General features: G+C 57.4%; 29 protein-coding genes and 1 tRNA gene. 9 read left to right on the top strand and 21 right to left on the bottom strand.

What is annotated here, in order from left to right:
- Positions 1 to 16: 16 nt before the first annotated feature.
- Positions 17 to 406, top strand: coding sequence for a thermonuclease family protein (locus tag F3H98_RS19750; protein WP_149762056.1), 390 nt, complete (start codon positions 17 to 19; stop codon positions 404 to 406).
- A gap of 80 nt (positions 407 to 486) precedes the next feature.
- On the opposite strand, the gene F3H98_RS19745 is transcribed toward F3H98_RS19750, so the two are convergent.
- From F3H98_RS19745 to F3H98_RS19730, 4 genes are read right to left on the bottom strand one after another with little or no spacing between them, the layout of a single operon-like run.
- A complete protein-coding gene (locus tag F3H98_RS19745) occupies positions 487 to 771 on the bottom strand; it encodes a hypothetical protein (protein ID WP_149762055.1) in 285 nt (94 codons plus the stop codon).
- Positions 768 to 1,007 carry a hypothetical protein gene (locus F3H98_RS19740; protein ID WP_149762054.1) on the bottom strand — a complete coding sequence of 80 codons (240 nt, stop codon included), beginning with the start codon at positions 1,005 to 1,007 and terminating at the stop codon, positions 768 to 770. The genes F3H98_RS19745 and F3H98_RS19740 overlap by 4 nt, the downstream gene beginning before the upstream one ends.
- Complete coding sequence (locus tag F3H98_RS19735; protein ID WP_149762053.1) at positions 1,004 to 1,306, bottom strand: hypothetical protein; 303 nt, start codon at positions 1,304 to 1,306, stop codon at positions 1,004 to 1,006. Before F3H98_RS19735 ends, F3H98_RS19740 begins: the two co-directional genes overlap by 4 nt.
- 35 nt (positions 1,307 to 1,341) lie before the next feature.
- The gene (locus F3H98_RS19730) at positions 1,342 to 1,602 is read right to left on the bottom strand and encodes a hypothetical protein (protein WP_149762052.1); all 261 of its coding nucleotides are present in this window, start codon (positions 1,600 to 1,602) and stop codon (positions 1,342 to 1,344) included.
- Between the two features lie 104 nt (positions 1,603 to 1,706).
- On the opposite strand from F3H98_RS19730, the gene F3H98_RS19725 reads away from it, so the two are divergent.
- Complete coding sequence (locus F3H98_RS19725) at positions 1,707 to 1,991, top strand: helix-turn-helix domain-containing protein (protein WP_149762051.1); 285 nt, start codon at positions 1,707 to 1,709, stop codon at positions 1,989 to 1,991.
- 198 nt (positions 1,992 to 2,189) lie between these two features.
- Here the strand turns inward: F3H98_RS19725 and F3H98_RS19720 are convergent, their stop codons facing one another.
- Positions 2,190 to 2,621, bottom strand: a complete 432-nt coding sequence (locus tag F3H98_RS19720) for a hypothetical protein (RefSeq protein WP_149762050.1) — start codon at positions 2,619 to 2,621, stop codon at positions 2,190 to 2,192.
- A gap of 234 nt (positions 2,622 to 2,855) precedes the next feature.
- On the opposite strand from F3H98_RS19720, the gene F3H98_RS19715 reads away from it, so the two are divergent.
- Positions 2,856 to 3,620, top strand: coding sequence for a helix-turn-helix domain-containing protein (locus F3H98_RS19715; RefSeq protein WP_149762049.1), 765 nt, complete (start codon positions 2,856 to 2,858; stop codon positions 3,618 to 3,620).
- A gap of 327 nt (positions 3,621 to 3,947) precedes the next feature.
- Here F3H98_RS19715 and F3H98_RS19710 read toward each other — a convergent pair whose 3' ends face one another.
- Complete coding sequence (locus tag F3H98_RS19710; protein ID WP_149762048.1) at positions 3,948 to 4,499, bottom strand: hypothetical protein; 552 nt, start codon at positions 4,497 to 4,499, stop codon at positions 3,948 to 3,950.
- Positions 4,500 to 4,813: 314 nt separating this feature from the next.
- Between F3H98_RS19710 and F3H98_RS19705 the strand changes: the two genes are divergently transcribed.
- On the top strand, positions 4,814 to 5,050 hold the full coding sequence (locus tag F3H98_RS19705; protein ID WP_149762047.1) for a hypothetical protein: 237 nt from the start codon (positions 4,814 to 4,816) through the stop codon (positions 5,048 to 5,050).
- A 25-nt stretch (positions 5,051 to 5,075) separates the two neighbouring features.
- Here F3H98_RS19705 and F3H98_RS19700 read toward each other — a convergent pair whose 3' ends face one another.
- Together F3H98_RS19700 and F3H98_RS19695 are read right to left on the bottom strand one after the other, a co-directional pair.
- A complete protein-coding gene (locus F3H98_RS19700) occupies positions 5,076 to 5,321 on the bottom strand; it encodes a helix-turn-helix domain-containing protein (protein WP_149762046.1) in 246 nt (81 codons plus the stop codon).
- Between the two features lie 279 nt (positions 5,322 to 5,600).
- The gene (locus F3H98_RS19695; protein ID WP_149762045.1) at positions 5,601 to 6,200 is read right to left on the bottom strand and encodes a hypothetical protein; all 600 of its coding nucleotides are present in this window, start codon (positions 6,198 to 6,200) and stop codon (positions 5,601 to 5,603) included.
- Positions 6,201 to 6,521: 321 nt separating this feature from the next.
- Here F3H98_RS19695 and F3H98_RS19690 point away from each other — a divergent pair, with 321 nt between their 5' ends.
- Positions 6,522 to 6,731, top strand: coding sequence for a hypothetical protein (locus tag F3H98_RS19690; RefSeq protein ID WP_149762044.1), 210 nt, complete (start codon positions 6,522 to 6,524; stop codon positions 6,729 to 6,731).
- 321 nt (positions 6,732 to 7,052) lie between these two features.
- A complete protein-coding gene (locus F3H98_RS19685) occupies positions 7,053 to 7,373 on the top strand; it encodes a hypothetical protein (protein WP_188130475.1) in 321 nt (106 codons plus the stop codon).
- Between the two features lie 25 nt (positions 7,374 to 7,398).
- On the opposite strand, the gene F3H98_RS19680 is transcribed toward F3H98_RS19685, so the two are convergent.
- Together F3H98_RS19680 and F3H98_RS19675 are read right to left on the bottom strand one after the other, a co-directional pair.
- Positions 7,399 to 7,469, bottom strand: a tRNA-OTHER gene (locus F3H98_RS19680).
- 38 nt (positions 7,470 to 7,507) lie between these two features.
- A complete protein-coding gene (locus tag F3H98_RS19675; protein ID WP_149762043.1) occupies positions 7,508 to 7,708 on the bottom strand; it encodes a hypothetical protein in 201 nt (66 codons plus the stop codon).
- Positions 7,709 to 8,117: 409 nt separating this feature from the next.
- Here F3H98_RS19675 and F3H98_RS19670 point away from each other — a divergent pair, with 409 nt between their 5' ends.
- The gene (locus F3H98_RS19670; protein ID WP_149762042.1) at positions 8,118 to 8,432 is read left to right on the top strand and encodes a hypothetical protein; all 315 of its coding nucleotides are present in this window, start codon (positions 8,118 to 8,120) and stop codon (positions 8,430 to 8,432) included.
- 136 nt (positions 8,433 to 8,568) lie between these two features.
- Here the strand turns inward: F3H98_RS19670 and F3H98_RS32315 are convergent, their stop codons facing one another.
- The 5 genes from F3H98_RS32315 to F3H98_RS19645 all read right to left on the bottom strand — a co-directional run bounded on the left by F3H98_RS32315 (position 8,569) and on the right by F3H98_RS19645 (position 12,825).
- Positions 8,569 to 8,808 (bottom strand): hypothetical protein, encoded by a 240-nt coding sequence (locus F3H98_RS32315; protein WP_149762092.1) that lies wholly within the window; start codon positions 8,806 to 8,808, stop codon positions 8,569 to 8,571.
- A 4-nt stretch (positions 8,809 to 8,812) separates the two neighbouring features.
- Entirely contained in the window at positions 8,813 to 9,472 is a 660-nt protein-coding gene (locus F3H98_RS19660; RefSeq protein ID WP_149762041.1) for a hypothetical protein, read from the bottom strand.
- 5 nt (positions 9,473 to 9,477) lie between these two features.
- Positions 9,478 to 9,705, bottom strand: a complete 228-nt coding sequence (locus F3H98_RS19655) for a hypothetical protein (RefSeq protein ID WP_149762040.1) — start codon at positions 9,703 to 9,705, stop codon at positions 9,478 to 9,480.
- Between the two features lie 221 nt (positions 9,706 to 9,926).
- Positions 9,927 to 10,421, bottom strand: coding sequence for a hypothetical protein (locus F3H98_RS19650; RefSeq protein ID WP_149762039.1), 495 nt, complete (start codon positions 10,419 to 10,421; stop codon positions 9,927 to 9,929).
- Complete coding sequence (locus tag F3H98_RS19645) at positions 10,381 to 12,825, bottom strand: hypothetical protein (protein ID WP_149762038.1); 2,445 nt, start codon at positions 12,823 to 12,825, stop codon at positions 10,381 to 10,383. Before F3H98_RS19645 ends, F3H98_RS19650 begins: the two co-directional genes overlap by 41 nt.
- A gap of 122 nt (positions 12,826 to 12,947) precedes the next feature.
- Between F3H98_RS19645 and F3H98_RS19640 the strand changes: the two genes are divergently transcribed.
- The gene (locus F3H98_RS19640) at positions 12,948 to 13,193 is read left to right on the top strand and encodes a hypothetical protein (RefSeq protein ID WP_149762037.1); all 246 of its coding nucleotides are present in this window, start codon (positions 12,948 to 12,950) and stop codon (positions 13,191 to 13,193) included.
- Positions 13,194 to 13,414: 221 nt separating this feature from the next.
- On the opposite strand, the gene F3H98_RS31155 is transcribed toward F3H98_RS19640, so the two are convergent.
- Positions 13,415 to 13,570, bottom strand: coding sequence for a plasmid mobilization protein (locus F3H98_RS31155; RefSeq protein ID WP_188130481.1), 156 nt, complete (start codon positions 13,568 to 13,570; stop codon positions 13,415 to 13,417).
- 673 nt (positions 13,571 to 14,243) lie between these two features.
- Between F3H98_RS31155 and F3H98_RS19635 the strand changes: the two genes are divergently transcribed.
- On the top strand, positions 14,244 to 15,416 hold the full coding sequence (locus F3H98_RS19635) for an ATP-binding protein (RefSeq protein WP_244621801.1): 1,173 nt from the start codon (positions 14,244 to 14,246) through the stop codon (positions 15,414 to 15,416).
- 252 nt (positions 15,417 to 15,668) lie between these two features.
- Here the strand turns inward: F3H98_RS19635 and F3H98_RS19630 are convergent, their stop codons facing one another.
- Genes F3H98_RS19630 through F3H98_RS19610 form a run of 5 tightly spaced genes read right to left on the bottom strand, consistent with a single transcriptional unit; the run spans position 15,669 to position 17,135 of the window.
- Positions 15,669 to 16,139 (bottom strand): hypothetical protein, encoded by a 471-nt coding sequence (locus tag F3H98_RS19630; RefSeq protein ID WP_149762035.1) that lies wholly within the window; start codon positions 16,137 to 16,139, stop codon positions 15,669 to 15,671.
- Positions 16,136 to 16,429, bottom strand: coding sequence for a winged helix domain-containing protein (locus F3H98_RS19625; protein WP_149762034.1), 294 nt, complete (start codon positions 16,427 to 16,429; stop codon positions 16,136 to 16,138). Before F3H98_RS19625 ends, F3H98_RS19630 begins: the two co-directional genes overlap by 4 nt.
- Positions 16,426 to 16,746 (bottom strand): hypothetical protein, encoded by a 321-nt coding sequence (locus F3H98_RS19620; RefSeq protein ID WP_149762033.1) that lies wholly within the window; start codon positions 16,744 to 16,746, stop codon positions 16,426 to 16,428. The genes F3H98_RS19625 and F3H98_RS19620 overlap by 4 nt, the downstream gene beginning before the upstream one ends.
- On the bottom strand, positions 16,743 to 16,949 hold the full coding sequence (locus tag F3H98_RS19615) for a hypothetical protein (protein WP_149762032.1): 207 nt from the start codon (positions 16,947 to 16,949) through the stop codon (positions 16,743 to 16,745). The genes F3H98_RS19620 and F3H98_RS19615 overlap by 4 nt, the downstream gene beginning before the upstream one ends.
- A 9-nt stretch (positions 16,950 to 16,958) precedes the next feature.
- Positions 16,959 to 17,135, bottom strand: coding sequence for a helix-turn-helix transcriptional regulator (locus F3H98_RS19610; RefSeq protein ID WP_149762031.1), 177 nt, complete (start codon positions 17,133 to 17,135; stop codon positions 16,959 to 16,961).
- Positions 17,136 to 17,148 lie beyond the last annotated feature (13 nt).

Raw genomic sequence — 17,148 nt, 5'->3', positions numbered from 1 at the left:
GTGGGGTGTCGGTTCTTTGCCTTTTGGTATTATCGACCTTGCCGACAGCAGTAAGTGCCATCGAACTTGCAAAGGCGGCAATCGCGCCGAGCGCAAGGTGACCTGTCTCGTAGACGGCGACACCGGATGGGAGCGCGGCGTCAAATGGCGGCTCAAGGGCATCGACACGCCGGAGTACCCAGCCCATGCAGAGTGCGATCAGGAACCACAGTTCGCCAAGATTGCGACGTACCGCATGCTGGAACTGATGTCTGCCGGCTACGCAATCGAATGGCTCGGTGAAAACGATGGTAGCCGTGAGCTGGTCCAGATCAGTCTTATGGACGGCCGTGACGTTGGAATGGTTCTGGTGAGTGAAGGCCATGCTGTTTCATGGCCGCACGTTCCCGGAGTTTGGTGCAAATAGAGGGCCGAAGGACGAGTCGAACGCGAAAACCCGCCAAGGTTAGCCTTGGCGGGCCGCATGTCGCAACTCGGCGACATCGCTCAGTGCCGGGAACCCTCCTCCAGACAATCCAGCGTTGCCGATATAGTTTCGGCGGGCGCGTTGTCTGTCAGTTCGCGGACAATGCCGAGAGCAATCTTCAAGAGGTCGCGCCGGCTGCCAAAGAGCTTCGAGCAGACGAGATGTTCCAGACTGCCGTCATGCAGCGAACGCTGTGACGAATAGAGTACCAGCCGAACGTTGCCGCCAACTTTATCCAACTCCAACGCGCCTGTAACAACGGTATCCGGACAAATCGCCGGCTCGATGACATTCAGGCGTGTCATGCCCCCGGTCCCTTCTTCTGTGCTTGTTCCATCGTTTCGAGGATTTCGATGCCCTCACCCGCCATCTTCCCGGCGAGTTCGAGTGTGGAGGCGATATTGCTTTGGAGCCCCTGGCGGTAGTTGTCACCTACGTGCTCCAGCATTCGGCAGGCATATTCGCACACGCCCAGGAGCGCACTCAGGTGGTATGCTCTATCAACGTCGGCGGCGCTGACGCTTTTGGTGGCGGCGCTCATGCTGCACCGCCTTCCGGCTCGCCGCCGTTGCTTTCATGGATCGCGTTAAACTTCGCCTTGAGGGCGTTCGCGAGTTCGAGTGTGTGATAAATCACGAATGTGAGCATATGCATTTCGCTATCGGCAAGGCGGTAGCCGTTAGTCGTCCTGTTGCCCGCGCACTGTGTGCGTTCGATTATTTCGCACGCAACTTCCGCCATGTTGACGGCATCGTGCATGGCGCTTTCTAGATCCATATAGGTCAGCGGTTTTTTGGCGGGCAAACCTTCGGCGGCCGCCCGAACAGCAGTGTTCGGCATTTTCATTCTCCCGTTGGTGTTAGCGCTCTGTTTTTTTAGCCGGCAATGGATGCGAGTTCGGCGTCTAGCTCGCGCCGCCGCCGTTCGATATCGACCCGCTGATCGATTTCGCGGCTGATCGAGGCCCTGCGTTTTGCCGTCCCAGTCATTGCTGCATCACGTGCGTTTCGCCAGGCGACTGACAGATAGAAGCCAAACTCTTCGATTTCGAACTCCCGAGCCAGGTTTGGATGGGCGTCGTAGTGGGCACTCCAAAGAGCCCAAGCGGCTTTCATGATTTCAGACCTGTCGAACATGATTGCCCTTCCCTTGCGTTTTGATCCGTTAGGGATTATTTAATCTATATGGGATCGTAAATCAATCCTTATCGGATCAAATTATCAAAAAAGGATCAAATTTTATGGACGCAGAACATCTGAGAGGCGGCCGGGCACTGTTGAGATGGTCTCAGGCTGACCTTGCCGAAAAGTCTGGCGTTTCCGTACCGACCATCAAACGATTGGAGGCAATGGTCGGGGAACTCTCCGGGCATGGGGCAACAATCCGCGCTCTGGAGGCTGCACTGAACGTCGCAGGGATTGAGTTTATCAATCGAAACGGTGGCGGCGCTGGAGTTCGACTCAAGACGCGCGACTATGAAAGCGGAAAGCCGCCCGAGGAACTGAACGCCTCGAACGACGACTGAGAAGCAGGGGTTCCGGGGCTACCAACGAGGCGTGGAGTCCTCGCCTTCCGTCTTTTAGCTTGCAGCTTGGACATGGGCGGAAGACCCCGGAAAAAACACGAGATCTGCCCCTCCTGGGGCCAAGGGTGCAGCCTGGCCTAGAAGGGGCAGATATCCAATCGGTGAAGGGGCCATGAGGGCACCTTCTTTCCATCAAGATTACATCCCGATCGTCCCGGGATATCCGTAATTGTCGGTGCAGAACGAGCCAACCGGCTGAGCGTGGCCGGGGCCAGCACGACCGAGCGCGGTGAAGCAGAAATTGCCGAACTGCGCCTGGCGGTGGCCGCCGCCGTTCGGGGTCGGGATACCGCCACCGAAGCCGCCACCGCGGTTCATCTGGTCCCACGCCCTGAGAGCATTCCCGGACCCCGGATAAAATGCATCGGCGACCCCCGGCAGGATCTGCGTCTCAATGGGCCGGCCCATGCCAGCATGGATGCCATCCAGGCCGTTAGCCGTCTCCTGATTGATGACGCCCGTCTCGCACAGAACATTAGCAATAAAGCCCGAGGAGCAGTCTGCAAAAGCCTCGGTTGCCGAGGCGGTAGAAAGCATCGCAGCAGCGATGAAAAGGGCCTTGCGGTTCATGATCATTCCTCCACGTTTTGGTTGTGAGACCTTGGTCTCGTTGGCCCCGTTGGTAGCGGGATGATCAAAAGTTAATCGCCATTAACCATTCCGAATAGGCCCTCAAGCGGAAGCGAGAAGCAGGCAAAGCTCCGTGTGACCACTTCTTTGAGGAGCTTTCGGAAGTACCCGGAAGCGTGCTTGCCAAACCGGGAAATACCAGCAATTTTACTTCCGAATTAACGGAGGGAGGTTATGTCTCGCGGGTCGGACCTAGAGTTCAGAATTGAGCGTGCAAAAAGCCTTCAACGAGCCCTTAGGAATAAAGGATGGACTCGAGTTTATCTGGCCGAAAAAACTGGATATGACGAGAAAACGATTCGCAACCTACTCTCTGGCGAGCCGATACGTGACCAAACTCTTGTAGATGTAAGCAACGCTCTCGATGTCGAACCACAGCTTGAAAACACTCTCGGCGACGTGGATGTCGCCGACGATGTTTTCGGCGGTTATCTTCGCCATACGCACCGAAACTATGAAGGTTTCTTCAGCGCGTATCGGCGCAGTTTCACGCGACCTGGCTCGATCTACAAATCGATCTATCGTATCCAGTGGGACGACACTTCAGACCATTTTAGGTTTGCGGACTATTATCAGATAGATAGCGAGCGCGAATATGGTGCGCGTGCCCATGAGGGCACGGTCTACATGAGCTCGTACACAGGACTTATCCACCTTCTGACGGTCTACGAGGGATCCGTTCGCCTGGCCACTCTCACAAAGATGAGGGAGGCGGACGGCACCATGCGGGGTGCTATTCAGACCCAGAGCGAAAGTCTGATGTTCTTCCAGCCGACTGTTGCCCCGATCGTTCTGGTGAAGCTCAAGCAATATGAACCGAAGAGTTGCCTCAAAGAGGACCTTCGGTTCCTGAGCGAGGCTGACGATGACTTTAAGCTGGCGAGCGAGCAGCTCAATCTCACAGAGGCGCAGATCGTGAATATTGCCTTTGCGAAATAACGGGTTCTCAGCCGCTTGCCGGTTGATGCGCCCTGGCTGATCAAAAGGGAGGGGGGCCCGAGGAACTGAACGCCACTAATGATCGGGTGCCGGTGTGCATTATGCACAGCCGCCATTGAAATGATCGGCAAAGCCCTCGTGATATAAGCGCCCTCTCCGAGGTGGAGGGGGCGCACCATCAGAGGCCGGGACGCCGACGTTTTTTCGCCATTGCGGCCCAGACAAATGAAAGGACGGTCGGTTCGGGTCCAAAATCTGCGCCTCCATCAACGTCAAGCATACCGATTTGATGTTCGGTCGCATCCGAGACAAGGCTGCTTTCAATTCTCATTCCGCTTCCCATTCGATGACCATCTTTCCACCAAGCGCGCTGACTGCATGCATGATGTGCGCGGGGCTTACTCGCTTTCCGGCAAAGCAACTCTGAAAGGTTTTCCTGCGACCAAGAGATCGATCCAGTTCCGCCATAGTCATCCTCATATCGAATGCCCGCCGCCGAATCGCATCGACCAAAGGATCACCAAGCAACTTCGGCGGCTGCTTCGCTATATTGATCCTTGTGTACAGAAGCCGACTGGCGACCTGTTCTGGCGTGACCCCGAGTTCGGCGGCAATAGCTTTCCGGGTCATGCCCTCGCCAGCAAAGCGCCGCAGTTTCGAATGTTCGGCCGCGGTCCATATGTGCTGCTCTTTTGGAGAGATGAGACCACACCGTTTTGCCATCCAGTGAATTGCTTTTTCCGAACGATGAGGCAGACGTTTCCTCAGCAACGAAACATCTGGCCAATGTTCTTTCAGTATCTCGCTTTCGTTGAAGGTCCATGTGTTATCGCGCCGAACGATCCTTGCTCGGCGAACAGGGGGAAGTGTGCCATGCATTTGCTAGTCCTTCCATGTTTCACGGTTACCCCCCGCGAGTTCATGGAAGCGGTTCCAACGATCAAAATCGATAAAACTTTACCTTTATGCCTCTTTTCCTCGCTATTGCTGTTAACGGACAAAAATCAGCGAGGATTCACTCACGGGATGACTCAGAGAAGCCGGCTGGAAGCGTTTCCGCATCGGGCGGCTGTAGGGACAGCGGGAGACGGCTGACGCGCTTCCAGCATGCCTTTCTGTGGCAAAGAACACTCTTGCCAACGTCGAACCTCGCCCCATGATTCACGGAGCGGGAGAAGCTTGGGGTTTTATCCATGGCAGGGAAAAGACGGTTCGACATCGGGGATGAGGTGGCGCTGCGGGGAGTGGTGCGCCTACTCGACGCGGCGGGCGATGGCACGGTGACCGTGGAACTGGCAGGGTCAGGCCTGCGATACACTCTACGGGAAAATAGCTCCTTCATCGAACTCGTTGCCAAGGGCAAGGCTGACGCGTTCATGAAGTCGCCGAAGGGTAGACAAGGAAAACCAATCCCCAGCCGAGACGATTGACGGCCCTTCGCCCAAGACGCCGCACTCAGCCGGACGCCAGCTTGACCACTCGATCAAGGGGGATGGGCCCCGAGATCAATTCAGCAGGCTCAACGGACAAGGCGTCGGCAATCGCCGCTACGGTCGTAAGCGTTGGCGACTTTTCGCCGCGTTCAAGCAGTCCGACATATCTCATGCTCAAACCAGCCGAATTGGCCAGATCGACCTGAGAGACCCCTCTTGCGCGGCGAACGGCGCGAAGATTGGCGACAAAGATTTCGACGATATTCATGCTGGCTGACACCATTTACTTTCCCCTGCCCGGGCGGCTCCTGCTTATCAGCCTCCGAGGCGGAGCAACGCAATGGGGTGCCGCACCGTCCCGCAACACATGGGTGCGGGTTATTGGTTCCCACCTTTTCGCTCATGGAGGCTTGATGCTCGTTGGCCTGTACTTCGGCTAGCGACCGCCACGCACTCTGTATCCGCCCAATCCCGTCGAAGCCAGTGAATACCGCTGCCGTCAGTGGCGAAAACCCCCGCACCACACTGCCGACGCGTGACCATCGTCCTACTTGGCGAGACGGGCATGAAGCGCAGCTTTGTCAATCTTCTTCTCCAAGCCTGAAATCAATGTATATGAATCCGCATTTATCGACTGTATCAAAGGGATCGATTTGTCGCGATAGAGTGCGTTGGCTTCGTCGATCTTGCCCTCTTCAAGCAGGTCATGCACTTCAATTGCTACCGTGGATGATTTCTCGACGTTGGCGAGGATATCCGAGAATCGTTTCAGTTCTTCCTCGGTCGCGCTTTTGTTTCGCTCTATTGCTTTCTTCGCGTTGGCCAGGTCCGGCTTTATTCGCCCGATGAACTTGACGATGTTGTAGTTTTCGTTCGGCTGTATGCCTCCCGTGGCGGCTTCGCCCTCGTAACGTGTCCAGCCACCGTAGGCTGCGAGCAGCGCAAGAGTTTCTAGATGCATGATCCCTTCGCCGGCACTTTCCAGTTTGTATGTTTGACTGATCACCTTCTGCATCTGAGCAATGATTTGGATCGTGTCGTTGGGCGCGGTGGTCTGTGAGCTGACTGGGGGTGCAAGCGTGACCAGCAGCAGTAGGAATGCGAGAGTTTGTGCAGCACGTAGTGCGAATTGAGAGAAAATGCGCATTGCCACCTCCCCAAAGTAAAAGCCATCATCCGTCAGTATAATGCCACGTTAGCGTAACATAACGGCCCATATGTTCAAATAGCCCGCGGGCTACCAGAAGTTCAGATGGGCCGCTCCGGCGCGCAAATTCACTTGGCGAAAGTGCCTACTGTCTATTTTTTGGCGGCCTTGTAGTAGCCCAATGAATCATCACTTCTGCCTGCCCCTCGAATGAAGCCTCGAAGGATGGCGCGGCCAGTATCGCCAATCCCCCCAACGGATGAGCTGCCTCTTCACTCGCCATATGGTAGCAATCCCTATGGGATGGGGGATCACCGTGAAATGAAAAAACTCGCGCTTTTTGCGGCACTGCTTGTCACCGGCTGCACTTCTGCTGATCTCGTCACACCGAAATGGACGCCTCAGCAACAGGCTGCGGCGTTGCAACTCAGCGGGCAATTAATGGCAGCTCCCGCACCGCTCGCGCCGCCGCCGATGACGCGGTGCTACACAAGCCCGCTCTACGGCTCATATGTGACGCGCTGCTACTAGTGCCAGACTGCCGAATGCTTTGATCGGCGTCGGGAGGGGCCGCTGTGGCAACGAGACTGTCGGAAGGCGACACTATCAGCATGCAGGGCGGGGTTTCGGCGCTCATCTTGCCAATATTTAACTATAGTTGCCCTTCGATCTGCCCTAAATGAACGCGGGCGCGGCGGCTGAACGACCGGTCCTAGCACCCCCCAAAATGCTGCGCAGGTTGTCAGCCGCCGCGCCCACCCTCGCGTTTTCGACTCGCACCCCGCCGAGACAACTTGATCCCAACGCCGAGTCCGTTCCATCTACGCTGGCGGGTAAGCTCGGAGAACCATTATGTTGAGAAAATTATCGATCGCGGCAGCGAGTGTCCTGATGTTCGCAAACTTCGAGCATCCCGCGTACGCCGCCTCTACAGGTGTGGGCGACCCCTATCCTGTCAGCAATTACACATGCGAAGACGGAACGCGCCTGGCGGTGCGTCTCCTCGGTGAATACGCTTCGGTATCCGTCAACGACGCGGCCGCAATCGATCTGCCGTCAATGGGGCCAGAGGGAACGACCTTTTCGAACGGCCGACAGACGTTGACCATCATACAGGGGCGCCTGTCTTGGGGCATCGGCCGAGCCGTGCCGTCCGGATGCAGCGATGGTTGATCGTAAGCACCAACGAATGGATCGGTGCGCCCGGCAGGATTCGAACCTGCATTGCCTGAGATTACTTGCTGCTCTGTCCAGTTGAACTACGGGCGCTGTCGGCGGAGTAAAAAAAGCGCCGGCTAGCGAAAGTTCTACGCTGCGTGCCGTGCGTCCAGCGCATCTTTCAATTCTTCGGCAGTCTGAACGCCACTCTCAAACAGGCTCATAATTCGGAGGGCCAAAGTTTCATGATCCGGCTGGCCCGGTCCGATACCCGCTGCACGGCAGCGCTCGTTGAATATTTGGTGAAGGATGGCCAGCTGCTCTGGACTGGCGCTGCCATTGATACGCATAGGTGTTATCTCCCAGTAGGACGAAAGCACCTGAGTTGACTTCCAAGCGTCCGTTTGTCGTAAAGAACCGGACGACAGTTCAACATATCTGCCTTTGGGCAGTTACACTATTCACAAAGACGTAGTGGAACTTCTCTCGCGCGGCGTCAGAGTGGTGTTGATGGCGACGAACCGCGCAAACCTCAAGCTGTCGACCACCGAGAGTGAGGACTGCTTGTTCCCAATAGGAGGGGAACGCATGACGGGCTACGAGAAATACAGCGGGCCGAAATCAGGCCGGTGGACGATTGCGATATGGCTGATTGCCGTTATCGCGGGCACCGCCACGGTCTATTTCCTCTTCGCCTGAGTCACGGCGATTTCACCTGAAGCCGTCTAAGTTCCCTCCCGCTAAACCTGGGAGGAAACCATGGCTGACTATTGGGTGACGTTCCGTATCGCATCGGACAGCACTTACAATGACCGGTATGGTGGGATGGTCAAAGCGATGGCTGCCATGCGAGGCAGTCAGAACGCCTCATGGGCGGAACCTACATCGTTCTGGCTTGTCCAATCTGCATCGGGATTAGATGCCCTCGTGAAGGCGTTGACCGCCCCTCTAAATGCCAAGACCGATATACTCGTTGCCCGAAACATGAATGACGGACATGTTCGCTACTTCGGAGAGTTATCGCGACCAGACGTGCTTAAGCTGTTCTTCCCCTCCATGAAAAAAGTGCCGTGAACGTCCACCGGGACGCCTAGCCAGCGCGCCACCGTCATCGCGACCGTGAGACGAATGCGTTTCATGCGTGTCATGCTCTTGCTCCTTCGGTTAGCCGGCCTGAACGGCAAAAAGCGCCACTGTTCGCCGTCTGTTTTCAGTGGGGAGTTTGCGCCAGCAAGTCTCTCACCGAACGCAACAACTCCCTGACTTCCCGCTTTGCTGCGACCGCCTCTTTCGTCCGCAGTCCATGGACGTACCGCCCGTGCTTCTCGCCGGTGGGGGCTCCTGATCGAGCTCCATGCATTCGGCAGACCCGCTTTCCCCTGACCGCCGGAGCTTTGCACTGAATGCCGCTCCGCTTGCTCTTGGCCGAGCAACGCGGTGCGGAATGCATGGGTTTAACGCACATTTTTTGCCTCTTCCCCCGCCCCCCCGCTGGCGACATTGCCGACGATGGCTTGGCCGCCTTCATGAACGGTCACGCGCTCGACGATGACCCTCTGCTCTCCCTTGCTTCGATAACGCTTCAGGGCCTCCACTTGAGCAGCGAACGTTCGGGCCAGGCGGTTGAGCGCCCGTTCCTGCATGTCCAGGACCTCCACAGTTCTGGCCCCTGCGAAGTTCTCCGCCGCCTTTACGGTCGCGAAATGTATTGCTGCCATCTGCACGCCAAGCGTTGTCTCGACCTGGTCCTGAGGGTGAAGGCCCGCAACGAATGCGAGGGCATAGTTCATCTTGGATTCGTCAATCGCATTGATGGTCCGTGAGATTGCGCCGGCGGCATCGAGCGTGCCTTCAAAGAACGCGCGGCTTTCACAGCCTGTCGCCTCCTGAAGCAATTTGTACCCGGTTAGCGCATCTGCGTGGTCGACCGTCAAGCATGCTTCGGACGTGCCATCATCCTTCTTCCCCATGGCAATTTTTATCCGCGGAAGTGGCGGGCGGGCGGATTTTTTTCGCTCATAGCTGGCGAGAGCTTTCACCTCTTGTGGCGTGACCTCGTGGGGTTTGGCGATTTCCCTGCCTGCTTTGGCTCCTTTCAGCGGAATCACTGCCATGGCGATCAGGTCTCCTGTTCCGGCTTCATGTCGATTGGCATGTCACGAGCAACGCGGTGCTGGTCGCCCCCCACGACCATCATATCGCGGCCTAGCAGGCTGTTGTCTCGCACCCACTCCTTGAGGTCCGAATAGTGGGGCTCGTCCGTCCACGCCTGCTCACGGTCATGGTCTACGAACACAGTCACTCGGCCGAGACGTGCGCCGAAAACGGACTCTATGGAGATTACCATTCCGCATTTATCCGGCCGCCAATGTTCCCCAACCACATCCGGCTTTTGCAGATACGCGCATTCGAACTCGGCGCACTCCCGTGGCCGTTCAACGTAGATGTCGCACGAGGTTTGCGAGGAGCAATGTTGGCACCATCTGCCGGGCGGTTTTCGAATTGAGCGAATACCCATCAACTTGCAGCCTCTGCTGCAATCGCCGCAGGACCGTGTTGCAGCACTCATCAGTTCGGTTTCCCGTGGTTGAGGCTGCTTTCCGAGACAATCGCCCTAGCTTCTCTGCTGATCTTTGTTACCTGAACGGAGAGCGCATCTGACATCGAGATATGAGCGATGTTCCTGAGCGACATGGCGAGGAATGACTGAGCAAATTCGAACATTCGGTCGGCTTCCGAACCCCTCGCAGCCTTTCGCAGCTTCTCGGCCGCCGTATGGACCGCGTGGCTGTAGATGATGAGGGTGATGAGGTCGTCACTGTTGACGCATTGCGAGTCCATCAGGGACGCCAGGAGCTGTTGCAAGCCCACGAATGTTGCGGGTTCGTCGACGCTTTCAGATACCCTGGAGTTGCACAGGATGAGCTTGTCCCAGAGTTCTGGCCAGCTCAACGGTTGGGGTTGGGGCGCTGCTTGTTCTGTCCGCATTTTGATTGCCTTGTTGAAGTTAGATGCTTTCAGATCACCAGAGCCCGCGACCACCCGAAGAGACACCACCGTCACCGCGATTTGCTTCTGCTTTCGACGCATCGCGCCCTGAACCGAACCCACCGCCAAACATGCCGCCCCCGCCGAAAAGGCTCTGGTTGAAGCCTGTGTGCTCGTAGGACTTCACCCCGAATTGGTTTTGTTTCTCGACCCAGCCGTTACCGAGGTTGGTGACCGAATAGCCGGGAGTGGATCGGGAATAAGCCGTCGCCCCGGCGGTACCGCCCCCGCCTAGAATGTCGCTCATCGCCTGTAGTCCAGTGCCAAAGTTCGATCGCTGGGGATTGGGAGCATTTCCGAAGAGGCCACCCAGCCCGCCAAGCAGTCCACCCATCGTCTTGCTGATTTCCGGGCTTAAAGCTCCAAGCGCCGCGCCAGGTATTCCGCCGAGAAGGCCACCAAGCGCAGCCTTGGCCACCCTCTCCGGTATCTTGGACTTCGGAGGCGCTGGTGCTGTGGGAAAAGCTCCTATCGTCGTTAGTGGGGCAGCTATGGCCTGCTGTGGCACTGCCAGGGTTTGTTTCTGGGGCGGAGCAATTGTCTGTGTCTTGACCGTTTTAGGAGCCGACAGGGCCGGTGCAGGCGTCCCCCGCAAGGCGACCGCCGCGACCTGTTCAAGTGAAGGCTTCTGAGGGGCTGCCAATGGTGCGCCAGACAGGTTTGCAATCCCGACATCGGCCATAGTCGCCAGTTGCCCATATGCCGCCGCAAGATCGGCAGTCGTCGGGGCGGATGGTTTAGACGGGACGCTAAATGTGCCCTTCGGACCGGCAAACGCCAGATTGTCAAGGCGAACCGGTGATGGTGTGGACTTTTGAGGAGCGGATGATGGCGCTATCTGTCCAGGGCCGTAGACCGGGCTATCCATGCCCGCGACCATGTTCTCAAACGTGGACCGAGGGGCGGGGCCAAGCTGGGGCTCCGGTCCGCCGGTCAACCGAGCTGCCAAACCTGCCATTCCGGCTCTGCGTTCCGCGGCTCTGGTGAGGCCAGTCAGGTCAGCGAGTTCTTGCTCATATGTCTTGCCGCTAAACAACGAGCGGGCCCCAGCGGCGGCCTTGTCGACGTAGCCCACCGTGGCAGCGTTGGCGACTAGTCCGCCTATGTCGCTCGCCGCAACTGCCGCCTTCCCCCATTCAGGTAGAGCGTCGTAGCGAGCTCGAGCAGGATTTTGTGTCATGGCGGACATTTCGGCCAACGCCGAAGTGTATGCCGGGGAACGAGCGGCTGGTTGATTCGCCACCGCTCTAGCGGTGCCGCCGAGCTTTCCGGTTCCCGGCGTAGCACCCGCAGACACCGGACCTAGTGCGGCACGCGCCACCTTGCCGACCGGCGCTGAATAGGTCTGTGGAGCCCCAAGGCCGCGAACGCCGGCCTCCTGCATAGTTGACGCCATCTTCTGGTATTCGCTCTCCAGGGGGCCAGGATTGGCACGTGGAGCCGCCATTTCCTGGGGCATAGTCTTGTCGTAGAACGACGCGGGCATTTCCTTGAACTGTCGGGCATCGGCCAGAAGGCCGGCGTTGGCATTGCCGATATTGCCCCACTCGTAATCCTGCCCGGGTCCCGGCGTCACCTGATCGACATGGATGCCCGTCGCGCCCATGTAGTTGGAACCGATGCCAATTCCCTTCGCTCCCTTTGCCGCCATGGCCTGAGCGACATCAAGCATTGCCTGCTTGTCGCGGATCGCATTGAGCGTGCGCCCCGTGGGGTCTTTGATCTGGATATCGGCGGCAAGGCCAGTCTTGTGACGAGTCGAGCCGTACTGAGGAAGGCTCCCTTCCGTCCCCGATATGACATCGATCGAGTAATCGGGCCCGAGCACATCGTTGACCGCGCTCTGTGCGATATCGGTAATGCCCTGCTGCGGCGGATTGGGTCGGTTCGGGCCAATCCTGTCAAAGCTAACGCTTGGCTGCGCTCTCGGCCCTAGAAGGCCGTTTGGTGCCAGGGCGGCAAGGCCGCGACCCGTTCGGGCGGTAACATTCCCAACAGCCTCGACCGTGTTTCCGACCGCATTGATAGCCCCAGATGCAACCGCTCTCGCGGTCTGTGAGGCGCGCTGGGCAACATTCGCGACCAGTTCGGCGGTGGGCTGCACAAAGCCCTTTGCCGTACGGAAGGCGCGGTTCTGGGGATCAACGTGGTAGACGTGGCCCGTGGTCTGGTCGACGGGTTCCAGCCCGCCTGGAAGGTTCCTTGCAGCGGCAGGTGTCGAGTAATAGGTCGCGGGCGTCACCGGGCCAATGGTCTGCGCCGTGCCCCACGCCTGCTCTGCAAGTCCGCGAAATTCCTCTGCGCCGGCAGGCAGAGATTTCCCGTAGGCGCTGAACTGGCCAGGAGCGGATACTACATCCTCGGGCGTAACATTTCCAAGTGTCGCCCTGTTGGTAATGACCGATGCAATGCCCAGCATGTCGGCAAAGCGCTCGGTCGGGCTGCCATAAGTAGCCTCTCCAAGTATCGTATCTACAGGCGAGCGTACTGTATTTGGCACTATCCCGCCCCATATGATAAGAAATCGCCATGGAGGGTGACGTGAAGGTCTTTCTGTTCAGCACTGCTATAGTCTTTTCCACGCCAAGCTTTGCTTTTGACGCTCAGCCCGTCATCTTGCAGTTTTACGATGCGAGCTACGCTTGCGAAGCGGGCGAAAATCACGACGGCGAGAAGATCAGCGAAGACCTCGTTAAGAAGGCGTGCGCAGATAAGGCCAATTTGACCTCGCGTCTCGCTGAGAACGGCTACTGCTTCAAGGAACACGAGTGGCTCCCCTGCACCTGAAGGCAGAAGGCGTTTCCATCACCCTAACTCCCTGCTCATCGCAGCCAACGCCGCAGACCGATCCGTCACCTTGAAGCCGTGACCGCTCGGAAGAGGTGCGACACCCGGCAACGTTCCTGCTCTGGCGTCAGCGACGATGCCACCAATCGCGCGGCACTCGTTCCGATGGAGCCGCCAGAGTTGCATGAGCGTGATGGGAGGAGCGGTTACGAGAGCCATGGCTATGCCGCCACCCTGCGAGCCGCATCGGTCGCTGTTTCGCGAAGAAACTCCGAAAGCGTCAACCCACGCTTGCGGGCAATCTCGATCAAATGGCGCTTTTCGTCGCGCGCCACGCGGACCTGAATCAAGTCGTCCATTGCTTCGGCAAATCGCATTGCTGCCTCCAAATCACTGTGGTGATTCTAGCAGATCACCGGAAGCAATGTAAGGACGAAATGCTAATAAAAACAGATACTTAAGTGACGTTCAGTAGTGTGCGCCGTCGTATTCTATTGTCCGCTTGCGTCCAGAAGTTTGCTAACCCTTTCCCGGAGCGGCCCGAGAAGACCTCTCAAAATTGTGAAGTGCCCGCCCTCGTCAAGGAGTTGGGTGCGCGCTACCGTTCTCAGGGCTGATAAGCAGGAGTTCCGATATGCGCATCGTCATCGCAGTTCTGATCGCACTCTTCGCAATCGCACCGGCCACAGCGGGTCCGGGCGACGGTAGCTCTGGTTGCGACAGGCAGACCAAAATCCATACATCTTGATCGGCAGGGATTGCGCCGCTCCGCGTGCCCTTCTGGGCACGCGCCTCATCCGAGAAAATTCACCTGATGGTGACTATCATCGCGGCGGGCGCATGAGAGCCGTCTCCTGTGATTGCACAGGATCATCCTACAGCCCTTAAGCAATAGTGGCGTTCCGCATAATTGGCGATGTGCGGATGCGCAATTTGGTTTCTCTAGCACCGATCCGCACGCCGGAGGGCAGGTCATTGACTTATTAGAGAGTTACCCGTTTATATCCCAAACGAGCTATAAACGGGTAAGGTGCTTCAAAATTGGATCCAGTGAGAAATCCCTACGCCCCTGGCGCAGGAAGTCCGCCGCCAGAACTTGCGGGACGAAGTGAGCTCATTGAGCAGGCGACAGTCGCCCTGCGCCGAATCGCCATCGGGAAAGCTGCGCAGAGTCTAGTTCTTGTAGGGTTGCGCGGCGTTGGGAAGACGGTGTTGCTTAATAAAATCCGCAGCATAGCTGAACAAGAGAGGTACGCCACGATCCTCATTGAAGCTCACGAAGGAAAGACTCTTCCCGCGCTGTTGGTGCCTGGACTGAGAAGCATCCTTTACGAACTTAGCCTTCTCGAGAATGCCAAAGAGAAAGCGCGGAAAGGCCTACGAGTTCTGAAAAGCTTCCTTAGCGGGCTTTCCGTCAAGGTCAGCGACATTGAGGTGGGATTGAGTGTCGATCCCGAAGTCGGCGTCGCCGACAGTGGCGATTTAGAGGTTGACCTGCCCGCCCTAGTGGAGGTCGTTGCCGATGCTGCAAAGAGCGCGGGTCGGCCGGTCGCGATCCTCATGGACGAACTTCAATACCTTTCGGAGAAGGAATTCAGCTCACTGATTATGGCGATCCACCGAATTAATCAGGCTTCGCTACCGCTCATTCTGATTGGAGCCGGCCTGCCCCAAATATTGGGCCTCGCTGGAAATTCGAAGTCATACACCGAGCGTCTTTTTCGATTCCCCCAAATAGGGGCGCTCGAAAGTCCCGATGCTATTGCAGCCATAGTGAACCCTGCTCGATCCGAAGGCGTCGTTTTTGAGCAAGATGCCATTGAATCAATCTTGGCGCAGACGGAGCGATATCCATATTTTCTACAGCAGTGGGCCTATGAGGCTTGGAATGCTGCACCAACCGAAGTGATAAGTCTCGAAATCGTGGAGGCGGCTACACAGATGGCCATAAAGGAGCTTGATCAAAGTTTCTTTAAGGTGCGTTTCGATCGCTGCACTCCGTCCGAGCGGAAATATATGCGGGCACTGGCCGAATTGGGCGGTGGCACACATCGATCAGGTGATATTGCCGAGAAACTCAACGTGAAAACAACTTCGGTTGCACCTGTCAGAAATGGCCTGATACTGAAGGGAATGATTTATTCCCCCGCGCATGGAGATACCGCCTTTACGGTTCCACTGTTCGACCAGTATATGCGCAGGGCGATGCCTGGCATGGCCTAGCAAACTATGGAATTTTCGGAGAGGAGCGTGTTGCCATTCATGGGAGGCTTCCATGAAGTGCGCAAACGGTTCGGGATTGAGGCTCTTTCCCTCCAAAGCCCTCTTTTTTTGGCGAAAACGCTTTTGACCCTCTTAGGTCTTTTTCTCTGTTTTTGTCTCTGTCTTGTCTCTCTCTCGGTCTCTGTCTCAGGTCTCTGTCTCTGTCTCTATATATCGATAGGGTCTCGATACCGTATGCATAGGGTATGCCCATCAGCCCCTCCCGCCACGCATTATGCGGGTGTTTGCAAGGGCTGATGAGTGCAAGGCCACCACCTTTGAAGAGCGTGCCTCATCGGCTTCCAGGAAATCGGCCTCGACTTTCTCGCGGATCGCATCACTCTCGATGTTCTCAATGATGCGTTGCGTCCCGAGCGCATGCTTCTCGTTCATCGGCGGATTGTGCTTCAGCCAACGATCCACATAGATTTCGGCTGTCCCCGGATCGACAGTGATAAGCTCGGCGGCAATAAGCTTGTCTCGGGCCGCGGCGTACTTGGCAGCGTCCCATCCTAGATCCGAACAGGCGTAGCCATCTGGCAGCCTGAAGCAGCCGGCGCTGTTTTGGTGTTCACAGGTGAGGAAATAGAGATACAGCACCTGGGCGGTGCTGCACTCCAATCCGGTGAATCTCCCCGACCGCCAAACGGCCGGGGAAACTTTCGAGAACTCGCGCTTGCTCACGCTGCGACTCCTCGCTCTTCGAGCACCGTCACAGTCGATCGAAGCACATACCGGGCATGCGACCCGGCAAATGGCCCACCATGGGACTCGTCGATGGTCTCGATGATGAAACCGGCGCGCCGGAGCTTGAACACGTAGTGTGACCAACGCGGCCCTGGGGTGTCGATCGGCGTGCAGCCGTTCTCGCCGGAACGAAGCAGATTGAGCAGGGCCCAGGCATCGCGCCCAACGACTTCGTGGACACCGCCGTCCGGCTCGATCTTGGCAAGGATGCGAAGTTTCTGACTCATATCGCACCCCCGATCCCGATCATGCTCGGAAGGGCTTCGAGGATCGCCGCCGCTTTGGGGTTAATTTCGCCCGCAGAGTCACGGCTGACGCTGATCAACGCGTTTCGGCTCCGGAGGTAGCTCCGGCCCTCCCATCGCGCTCCATCCGGGCTCTCTGCCCGCGTCCTACGCTGCAATATCCACTGGATGCCGTCCTTGCAGACGATGACACGCCAGCGGTCGTTGATCTGGGCGACGACGGCCTGATAGTCGTCATCGCTCTTCCGATGAGAGACAAGCGGGATTGCCGCGGTATTGTTGAGGGTGTCCACTCTCATGCGAGCCTCCCGCCGAGCTGGGCCAGCTCGCAGACGAGACGAGCCATGCAGGGAGAGAGCCGGAAGCGCGCCGCGATGATCGACGAGGCGATTTCCGTTGCGCTGAGGGTAAGGGTGCGATAATCTCCAGCCGTCACAGCTTTGGAAATATCGCCGCCGTTCCCGACTGCAATCGGGGCGGCGGTTTCAGTTTTTAGCTTCATGACGGCACCTCACGATGCCGCCGGAAGGTTTTTGACGTAGCGCTCTAGATCCTCGACAAGGATCAGGGTGCGCTTGCCGCTCTTGCGTCGGGCAAGTTTGCCTTCGCGAAAGAGCAAGTAGATGGACGAACGTCCGATGCCGGTCATCTGAACCGCCTCGGGTATGCTCACTGCAAGCTTGGTCATGTGTTTCTCCTTT

Origin of the sequence: Neomesorhizobium albiziae (genome assembly GCF_900114255.1) — a bacterium.
Taxonomy (GTDB): domain Bacteria; phylum Pseudomonadota; class Alphaproteobacteria; order Rhizobiales; family Rhizobiaceae; genus Neomesorhizobium; species Neomesorhizobium albiziae.
The sequence above is the reverse complement of the archived record's forward strand: the minus strand, read 5'-3'. Positions and strand labels throughout refer to the sequence as shown.